The organism is Actinosynnema sp. (assembly GCF_052038725.1).
This window is the reverse complement of record NZ_JBQGCX010001233.1, coordinates 1-3,054: the sequence shown is the minus strand read 5'-3', so window position 1 is coordinate 3,054 and position 3,054 is coordinate 1. Positions and strand designations below refer to the sequence as shown.

At 74.4% G+C, this 3,054-nt stretch carries 3 protein-coding genes; all 3 read left to right on the top strand.

The window, feature by feature from the left end; genetic code table 11:
* The coding region (locus tag ACTUAL_RS25960) for a cytochrome P450 (protein WP_440902088.1) at positions 1 to 375 on the top strand (375 nt) is incomplete at its 5' end.
* A 13-nt stretch (positions 376 to 388) separates the two neighbouring features.
* Positions 389 to 1,381 carry a glycosyltransferase gene (locus ACTUAL_RS25955; protein ID WP_440902087.1) on the top strand — a complete coding sequence of 331 codons (993 nt, stop codon included), beginning with the start codon at positions 389 to 391 and terminating at the stop codon, positions 1,379 to 1,381.
* A 773-nt stretch (positions 1,382 to 2,154) separates the two neighbouring features.
* The coding region (locus ACTUAL_RS25950; protein ID WP_440902086.1) for a histidine kinase dimerization/phospho-acceptor domain-containing protein at positions 2,155 to 3,054 on the top strand (900 nt) is incomplete at its 3' end.

Below are 3,054 nucleotides of genomic sequence, written 5' to 3'. Positions count from 1 at the left end.
GAGGCGCTGCGGCTGGACCCGAACCCCGGTTTCGGCATGGTGCGCTACCTCGACGCCGAGCTGGCCGTGGCCGGGACCGTGCTGCCCGCGGGCACGACGGTGGTGTGCAGCATGGCCTCGGCGAACCGCGACGACGAGGCGTTCGAGCGCGCCGGGGAGATGGACCTGGGCCGAACCCCCACCCCGCACCTGTCCTTCGGCGCCGGGGCGCACTCCTGCCTCGGGCAGGCGCTCGCCCGCACCGAGCTGCAGGCCGCGCTGACCGCGCTGCTGCGCCGTCTGCCAGGTCTGCGGCTGGCCGTTCCGGTGAGCGGGCTGCGCCGGGTGGAGGGCCTGCTCGTCGGAGGTCTGCGGGAGCTGCCCGTGGCGTGGTGAGTAGGGTCTCGCCATGCGCGTGCTCTTCGCCGCCCTGGCGTCTCCCGGTCACACCTTCCCGATGATCCCCCTGGCCGTCGCAATCCGAGAGGCCGGTCACGAAGTCCACTTCGCGGCGGGGGAGGGCGTGCACGCGGCGCTGGCGGCGCAGGACCTGCGACCGTTCCGGCCCGCCGACGCCTTCTACGAGCTGTACCCGGAGGACCTGGAACCGGAGCTCGCCCGCCTGGAGCCCGACCTGGTCGTGCACGGCTGGGGGGTGCCCGGCGCGGCGGTCGCCGCCGAGCGCGCGGGCATCCCCGCGCTGTGGCACGGGTTCGGCCGCATGTTCGACGAGGGCATCGGGTTCGACCGGCCGTTCGGCACCGGGAGGCCGCACCTGGACGTCTGCCCGCCGTCCTTGCAGGACAAGGAGTTCATGGCGAGCGAACGGCGCGTGGAACTGCGCCCGGTGGCGCTGCCGGAACCGGGCGCGGTTCCCGAGCGGGACGCGTCGAAGCCGCTGGTGTACCTCACCCTCGGCACCGCGTTCGCCACCGCCGGCCTGCTCAGCACCGCCGTGCGGGCGCTCGCCGGGGTGGGCGCGCAGGTCGTGGTGTCGACCGGGCGGGTGCACCCGCAGGAGCTCGGCCCGCTGCCCGAGGGCGTCACGGCGCACGAGTGGGTGTCCCAGGGCGCGCTGCTGCCGCACGCCTCGGTCGTCGTGCACCACGGGGGCAGCGGCACCACGCTGGCCTCGCTGGCCACGGGCGTGCCGCAGCTGTTCCTGCCGCAGGGGGCGGACCAGTTCAGCAACGCCGACGCGGTCAGCGCCGCGGGCGCGGGCGTAGCGCTGCGCGGCGAGCAGGTGACGGCCGAGGCGATCACCGCGAGCGTGCGCAAGCTGCTGTCGCCCAAGGACGGGGCCGGACACCGGGAAGCCGCGCGGGCGATCGCCGAGGAGATCGCGGGGATGCCCGCGCCGAGTGAGGTCGCGCGACAGCTGCCGGAGCTGGCCGCGAGCTGACCTCCGGTCGCCTTCGAGCCTACCGGCGCCGACCTCGGGAATCCCGCACCGCCGGTGGTGCTCGTGAAGTTCGCCCCATCGGGGAAGGTGCGGGTTCGCCCCGCCGGCACGGCGACCCCGCACACTGTGATCAGGCCCGTTTTGTGGTGCGGTGGTGCGGTCGTCAGGTCCGGTCCGGTGGTGCGGCCGGTGTGGCGTGGTGCTGTGGTGCGACGTGGTGTGGTGGTACGGACGGTTTCGCGGTTGCCCCTGGTCCCGGCTCTGGCCCCATGAGGGCCCGTGAGGTCTGTCGAGGCTGATCGGCGCTTGGGGTTCTCAGGGTGCTTCGGGAGCCCGTGGTGCGCGGTTGTGGCGCGCTGACTGTGAAGTGCCAGTGACCGCGTGTGATCGTGAAGTGGCGATTTACCCCTTTTGTGCGCCTCTTGGTGGTTGTGCTGGAAAACTGATGGGCATGAGCACGCCGCCACCGGGCCGGGCACCCCGGCACCCGCACCACCAGTCGCAGGTCACGCCTGCTTCGCCACCCGTCGCGGTGGGGTCGCGGTGCGGCTCGCGAGGGTTCGGTGGGCGCTGGGGTGATCACGGCGTGCTACCGGTCGCCCGGCGCGTTCGGCGGCGGCCAGCCGCCGGACGGGTCATCGGCCCGTCCGCCGTCGCGGTCGTGGGCTGAGGCGGCCGTGACCGCTCACCACCCACCCCTGGGCGGGCAGTCCCGGTCCGGCGGGGAGGATCTTCCGAGCTCACGCGCGGGGGACGGTTCCGCCCTGGTCGACGTGCCCGTCGCGAAGCGGGTCGGGTTGCTGCGCAAGCACCTCGTCGCGCTCGCGGTGTCGACCGCGGTGCTGGCCACCGTGCTGTTCGGGCTGCCGCTGGCGCTCGGCGTCGCCCAGTACAACCTGGACAACGAGCGCGCCGAGCTGGAGCGTGCCGCGTCGCGGGTCGCGCTGTCGCTCGCCGACGACCCGGACCGCCTCGTGCCGCCCGTCGGCTCGGGCAGCGATCCCGCCGCGACCATCGGCGTCTACTCCGCGCAGGGGCGGTTGCTGTCCGGTGAGGGACCGGCCGAGGACGCGCTCGCCCGGCGGGCCGCCGAGTCCGCGCACGTCGCCGACTCCGACGGCATGGTGGTGGCCGTGCCCGTCACCGACGAGGGCGAGGTCACGGCCGTGGTGCGCGCCGCCGCGCCACCCGGTGAGGTGATCGGCCGGACCATGGTCGTCTGGGCCGGTATGCTGGTCAGCGGTGCCTTCGCGATCGCGCTGACGTGGCTCGTCGCCAAGCGGATGGCGGCCAGGCTCGCCCGGCCGCTGGAAGAGCTGTCGGTGCTGGCGCACGACCTCGGTGACGGTGATTTCACCATCCGCCCCGCTCGCAGCAGCGTCGCGGAGATCGACCAGGTCGCCACCGCGCTGGAGTCCACGGCCCGCAGGCTCGGGGAGAGCCTGCGCCGGGAGCGGTCGTTCACCTCACGGGCCTCGCACCAGCTGCGCACGCCCGTCGCCGGGCTGCGCCTGCACCTGGAGTCTGCGCTCGACGCCCCGGAAGCCGACCTGCGGCCCGCGCTCCGCACCGGGGTGGAGGCGGCGGACCGGTTGGAGCGGACCATCGACGACCTGCTCGCCCTGACGCGCGCCACGCCCGCCCGGTCGAGGCTGGACCCCGAGGTGCTGCTG